Source organism: Methylomonas sp. BG-2, from assembly GCF_057766305.1.
Genome location: NZ_JBYMAP010000268.1, coordinates 1 through 5,213, shown reverse-complemented (window position 1 = coordinate 5,213; position 5,213 = coordinate 1). Strand labels below are relative to the sequence as shown.

The window sequence follows — 5,213 nt, the reverse complement described above, 5'->3', positions numbered from 1 at the left end:
ATCGTATCGTTGCCGGTGCCGCCGGTGATACTGTCGTTGCCGTCGCCGCCGCTCAATACGTTATCGCCGCCGCCGCCGCTAAAGTTGTCATTGCCGCTGCTGCCCAAGATGGTGTCGTTGCCGGAGCCGCCTATGATGATGTCGTTGCCGATGCCGCCATCCAGATAATTGTCGCCGATACCGCCGAATATCCGGTCTTTACCGGCGCCGGCGACGATTGTATCGTCACCGGTGCCGGTGACGATCGTGTCGTTGCCGGTGCCGGCGGTGATGTTGTCGTTGCCCGCTCCGCAGAGAATGCTGTCGTTGCCGGTGCCGCTATCGACGGTATCGTTGCCGTCGCCGGCGTCGATAATGTCCTTGCCGTTCCCGCTGCCGATGCTGTCTTCGCCGGTACCGCCCTTGACGGTGTCACTGCCGGTGCCGCCAATGACGGAGTCGTTGCCGTCGCCGCCAAAAATGTTTAAGCCCGCGCGGCCTCCGAAGGTTAGCGAGTCGTCGCCGGCCCCGAATATCACCGAACCTCTGAACAGGCTGGATAGATCGACCGTCGCGCTTGTCTCCGTCGAGAAGATGAGGGCGTTGATGTCTCGAATCACTGAGCGGCTCAAGCCGTCCAAACTGAAGTCGCCGCCGTCTTGAATCCAAACCACGTCGGAACCGGATGGAATTTGATCCACCAGATTGGATGTCGGATCGACAATGACGCTCAACGTATCGCCGCGCTCTCTATCCAGAGCGGTTAAAAAAGCCCCGTCTACCTGGCCGGAATCCTGCAGTTCGGTCAATGCACTGGTGGTCTGATCGTTATCGTAATTTGAAGACATTCGTTCGCCCCTAGAATTTTTATTAATTAAAGCTATCGCGTGGGTTAAGTCAAACTTACGTTGCCGCCGTCAACAGCCTACCTCAGTCGTGGTTCCGAGAGTGCGCTTTTAACATTCCTAGCGAAACAACTGTGCAGGCAGTATAGATTCGCTTTTTTTTTTTGCAAGGCAACGCCACAAAATTTTTATGGTCATCGCAACACTGCATTTCGAAGCAGACCGACGCATTGGCATCGGATTTACTTTGTCTGCGCTGGCCTACGCTCCGAGGTAATGCGCGAGCACAATTTAACGATGATGTCTTGAGCAAAGCGCTTCGCGATGCGGCGGTAGCGAAATAGTTTATCATGGTAGCTCACCGAAAATTTCAGAGGCTCCAATGCGCCAGTTATTTCGCTTGATCCTTTTTTTGTTCGCGTCGGGGCCTGCCCTGGCGGAACCCGCGCCGGAAGAATTGGCGCCAGTGCCGGAGCCACCCGAATTGCCGATGCCGATACAGTCGGGCGAGGAAATGGCGCCGGATATTACGATTACCCGCAAGGGTAGGGATATGATTCACGAGTATCGTCGCAACGGCAAATTGGTCATGATTAAGGTCCAGCCCGATGTCGGACCGCCTTACTACATGCTGGATACCAACGGCGACGGTGAAATGGACGTGAAGAAAAACGATCTGGATAAGAATACCAACGTCAATCAGTGGATATTATTCGAATGGGATTGAGGGTTGGGTTGGCCGATGGCGGACCGGATTCCCTCCATCGGCGACGGCGCGAAAGCGGTGCTATTCGCTTACCTTTAGCAGCCAGCCGCCTTCCGCGTCGCACTTGCTGGACTTGGCCTTGGCGGTGACCGAAATGCGGACCGCCGCATTTTTCAGGTCGGCGGGAAGATGGCCCTTGACCCAATAGAAGGTGTCCTTGTCCTCGACTTGGATGGCGACCGGTTGTTGCCGAATGCTGACATGGATGTGACTCGGGCCGTTGCTGCCCGAAACCGCGAACGAAAACTCCGAGCCGGGCGCCACCGTTGCCAAATGTTCGGGGTGATAACGGGTGATTTTTGCCTTGATGCAGTTGTCGCCGCCGCCGGCCGCGCCGCCACCATGCCCGCCATGGCTTTCCGTGGATTGTGACCAGGCCGGCAGGGTGATGCTGGTCAGCAATAGGCTGGTGAGTAGTGCGGGGATGCGCATGGGTGTCGCCTCATGTTCTTATTGTCGGTTAGCTTGATTATAAGTCCGAAGCCTGAAAGATTGAAGTTCGGTTCAGCAAGGTTGATTGGCTCGGCATTGAATCCAGGATTGCTTTTGATTACATTGGGAGCGGGTTCGAACGAATTGCTAATCCATAACAATAACAAGTGGAGGGGGATATGCTGTTTTTGGCGAAGTTGTGCGGAATTTTGACGTTAATTTGGTTTTACCTGGCCGCGAAGAATCACGGCGGCCCTTTGTTGAACTGGCCGATTATCGGCTTGATCGGCTACTGGCTGACATGGTGGTTGTCGAAAATGTTGATAGTGGTGCCGTTGGCGGGAATGGTGCCCAAGCATTCGGTGGTCGAGTTTCTACTAACGCAATTGCCGGTGCTGTGTTCGCTGGCTGTCTGCTATTTGATTCGCGGTAAGCTGATCGCCAGTTTGTCGACGGTCGATAAGTAATTTATCGGTGCCGAAAACCGTTTTAATTACCGGCGCGGCTCGCCGTATCGGTGCTGCCTGCGCGAGTTTCCTGCACGAAGCCGGTTGGAATGTCGTGCTGCATTATCATCGGTCGGAAGCCGCCGCGTTGGAGCTTGCTAAGACGTTGAACGAAGTTCGGCCGGGTTCGGTTCTCACCGTCAAGGCTGATTTGGCGGAGGCGGATCAGCGCGGCAAACTGACCAAGTTCGTCGCCGATTTGGGTGGTGTCGATGCGCTGGTGAATAATGCTTCGGCATTTTTTTCGACGCCGTTCGGACGGGTTGCCGAAAGCGATTGGGACGAGTTGATGGCTGCAAACCTGAAAGCGCCCTATTTTTTGTGCCAGTCGCTCGCGGCGGGTTTGAAAGTCCGGCGCGGCTGCATTGTCAATATTGTCGATATACATGCCGAAACGGGTCTGCCAGGCTATTCGGTCTACAGTATTGCCAAGGCCGGGTTGGTGGCGATGACGCGCTGTCTGGCCAAGGAGTTGGCGCCGGACGTCAGGGTTAATGCGGTTGCGCCAGGTGCGATTTTATGGCCGGAGCAAGCCGAATCCGAAATAGACCAGGCTGAAATTCTCCGACGCATTGCATTGGGGCGCCGTGGCGATCCGGCGGATATTGCCGAGGCGGTTCAGTATTTGCTGAGCGCGGGCTATGTGACCGGTCAGGTTCTGGCCGTGGACGGCGGCCGCGGTTTGAATCGCTAAATTCAGTAGCGCGCCGGGCCAAGTTTGGCTTGGCTGACCGATGTCTTGTCGAAAGCGTCCCACAATTCGCCGAAACGGCGTCCGCAAACCGGGTGGGTTTCATTTGCGGCGATCTCGGCCAAGGGTTCCAGCACGAAAGCGTAGCGTTCTATTTCGTCTCGCGGAATCCGCAGGCGACCGTCGCTGATGATTTCGTTGCCGTATAAAATCAAATCCAGATCCAGTGTTCTGGCCGAGAACTTTTGGCTGTCGCGGCTGCGGCCGTGATCCAGTTCAATTTGGCGCAGTAGTTTTGCCACCGCTTTAGCCGGAAGGTCGGACTCGAAGCTGGCGACCAGATTGTAAAAGCTATCGCCGCTGAAACCGACCGGTTCAGATTCGTAAATGCTGGAGACCGTCAGGTCGCCAAACTGGGCTTGCAGTGCCCTTAAGCTGGACGGGATGTGGACTTCCTTGTCGATATTGCTGCCAATGCTGATGTATCCGGTCGGCATGGTTTATCTCTGGCCTCGTTCTATTACGATCCCGACGTCACGCGCCCGGCTGATCGCGCCTTTTTTGTTTAGCGTGATGCGTACCCAGGGAATGGGGAATTCGCTGCGCAGCAGTTTTGCAATTTCTTCGATCAAGGTTTCCACGAGGAAAAATTCGCTATTTTCGACGAAGGCGACCACGCGGTCTGAGACGGTTTTGTAGTCCAAGGCGTGGGCGATGTCGTCGCTGGCGGCGGCGGGGCGGATGTCGAAGCCCATCTCGATATCGAGCACCACTTTTTGCTTGATTTTTCGCTCCCATTCGTAAATCCCGATCAATGTATCGATCTCAAGACCGCCTAAAAAGATGATGTCCATCGTTGCTTTCCGGTTATGATATTTTCTTCAAAGCGGCCAGTATCGAGTATCCGGCCGGCCTACACAAGTATCGAGACGAGGTTGTTTGAATGATGGAATGGTTGCTGGTGCCTTTTGCTTATCTGACCGGTTCGGTGTCCAGCGCGATTATAGTTTGCAAATTGATGGGCTTGGCGGACCCGAGGGAGAACGGATCGGGCAATCCCGGTGCTACCAATGTGATGCGGATAGGCGGCAAGAAGGCCGCGGCGATTACCCTGGCCGGCGACGCCTTGAAAGGCTTGATTCCGGTGCTGATCGCCAAGGCGCTCGGCGTCGATACCTTGGTCTTGTCGGCGGTGGTCTTCGCGGCGTTTCTCGGTCACTTGTATCCGGTCTTTTTCGGATTCAAGGGCGGAAAAGGGGTAGCTACTTCACTGGGGGTGACCTTGGGCGTGGCGTGGTTGTTGGGATTAGCGGTTTCAGGCACTTGGTTGTTGGTTTATAAAATCGGCAAGATTTCGTCGTTGTCGGCATTGGTGGCCGCCGTGTTGACGCCGTTCTACGTTTGGCTGATCGTTGGCGATGCGTATTTGATCGTCACTTTCGCATTGATTTCCGCTGTCTTGCTTTGGCGGCATCGCGGTAATATTCAGCGCTTGCTGGATGGTCGGGAATCCTGAGGACAATGGCTTTAGATCGTTAGCAGTTCTTCCATAGGCCAGCGCGGTCTGGCGAAAATCTCCAGGTTTTGGTGCTGCCCCGCCAATAGGCGTTGGCAGCCCGCGTAAGCAATCATGGCGCCGTTATCGGTACAAAACTCCGGTCTTGGGAAAAATATCCGGCAGCCGGTTTGGGTGGTTAGTGCTTGCAATTGAGCGCGAATCACGTGGTTTGCGCTGACGCCGCCCGCGACGACCAGAGTTTTTAGACCGGTTTGCTGCAATGCTCGCCGACATTTGATTTGCAAGGTTTCGGCTACGGCCTGCTGAAACGCGTGGGCGATATCGGCCTTGTCTTGCTCGGTTTGCTCGGTGGCGGTGAGCGCATTCAATGTGAAGGTTTTGAGGCCGCTAAAACTAAAGTCCAGGCCGGGGCGATCCGTCATCGGTCTCGGGAATTTGAAACGCTCCCCGCCAAAGGTCGCCAGTTCGGCCAATT

Annotated in this window: 9 protein-coding genes; 4 read left to right on the top strand and 5 right to left on the bottom strand. The window is 55.3% G+C overall.

Translation table 11 applies throughout. The features are described 5' to 3' along the window. Positions 1-827: calcium-binding protein (locus AC3B8H_RS18390; protein ID WP_488442989.1), on the bottom strand; the 827-nt coding region annotated here is incomplete at its 3' end. A 379-nt stretch (positions 828-1,206) separates the two neighbouring features. Here AC3B8H_RS18390 and AC3B8H_RS18385 point away from each other — a divergent pair. After that, entirely contained in the window at positions 1,207-1,551 is a 345-nt protein-coding gene (locus tag AC3B8H_RS18385) for a DUF2782 domain-containing protein (RefSeq protein ID WP_488442988.1), read from the top strand. A gap of 60 nt (positions 1,552-1,611) precedes the next feature. Here AC3B8H_RS18385 and AC3B8H_RS18380 read toward each other — a convergent pair whose 3' ends face one another. Then, positions 1,612-2,022 (bottom strand): hypothetical protein, encoded by a 411-nt coding sequence (locus tag AC3B8H_RS18380; protein WP_488442987.1) that lies wholly within the window; start codon positions 2,020-2,022, stop codon positions 1,612-1,614. Between the two features lie 179 nt (positions 2,023-2,201). Here AC3B8H_RS18380 and AC3B8H_RS18375 point away from each other — a divergent pair, with 179 nt between their 5' ends. Further along, positions 2,202-2,489: a hypothetical protein gene (locus AC3B8H_RS18375; protein ID WP_488442986.1), complete on the top strand. Its 288-nt coding sequence runs from the start codon at positions 2,202-2,204 to the stop codon at positions 2,487-2,489. Positions 2,490-2,496: 7 nt separating this feature from the next. Then, positions 2,497-3,222: a pteridine reductase gene (locus AC3B8H_RS18370; protein ID WP_488442985.1), complete on the top strand. Its 726-nt coding sequence runs from the start codon at positions 2,497-2,499 to the stop codon at positions 3,220-3,222. 2 nt (positions 3,223-3,224) lie between these two features. Here AC3B8H_RS18370 and folK read toward each other — a convergent pair whose 3' ends face one another. Further along, entirely contained in the window at positions 3,225-3,716 is a 492-nt protein-coding gene (gene folK, locus AC3B8H_RS18365) for a 2-amino-4-hydroxy-6-hydroxymethyldihydropteridine diphosphokinase (RefSeq protein WP_488442984.1), read from the bottom strand. A gap of 3 nt (positions 3,717-3,719) precedes the next feature. Beyond that, a complete protein-coding gene (folB, locus tag AC3B8H_RS18360) occupies positions 3,720-4,073 on the bottom strand; it encodes a dihydroneopterin aldolase (protein ID WP_488442983.1) in 354 nt (117 codons plus the stop codon). An 89-nt stretch (positions 4,074-4,162) separates the two neighbouring features. Between folB and plsY the strand changes: the two genes are divergently transcribed. Further along, on the top strand, positions 4,163-4,735 hold the full coding sequence (gene plsY, locus AC3B8H_RS18355; RefSeq protein ID WP_488442982.1) for a glycerol-3-phosphate 1-O-acyltransferase PlsY: 573 nt from the start codon (positions 4,163-4,165) through the stop codon (positions 4,733-4,735). Positions 4,736-4,746: 11 nt separating this feature from the next. Here plsY and AC3B8H_RS18350 read toward each other — a convergent pair. Then, positions 4,747-5,213 (bottom strand): Kae1-like domain-containing protein (locus AC3B8H_RS18350; RefSeq protein ID WP_488442981.1); only part of this gene is annotated, 467 nt, incomplete at its 5' end.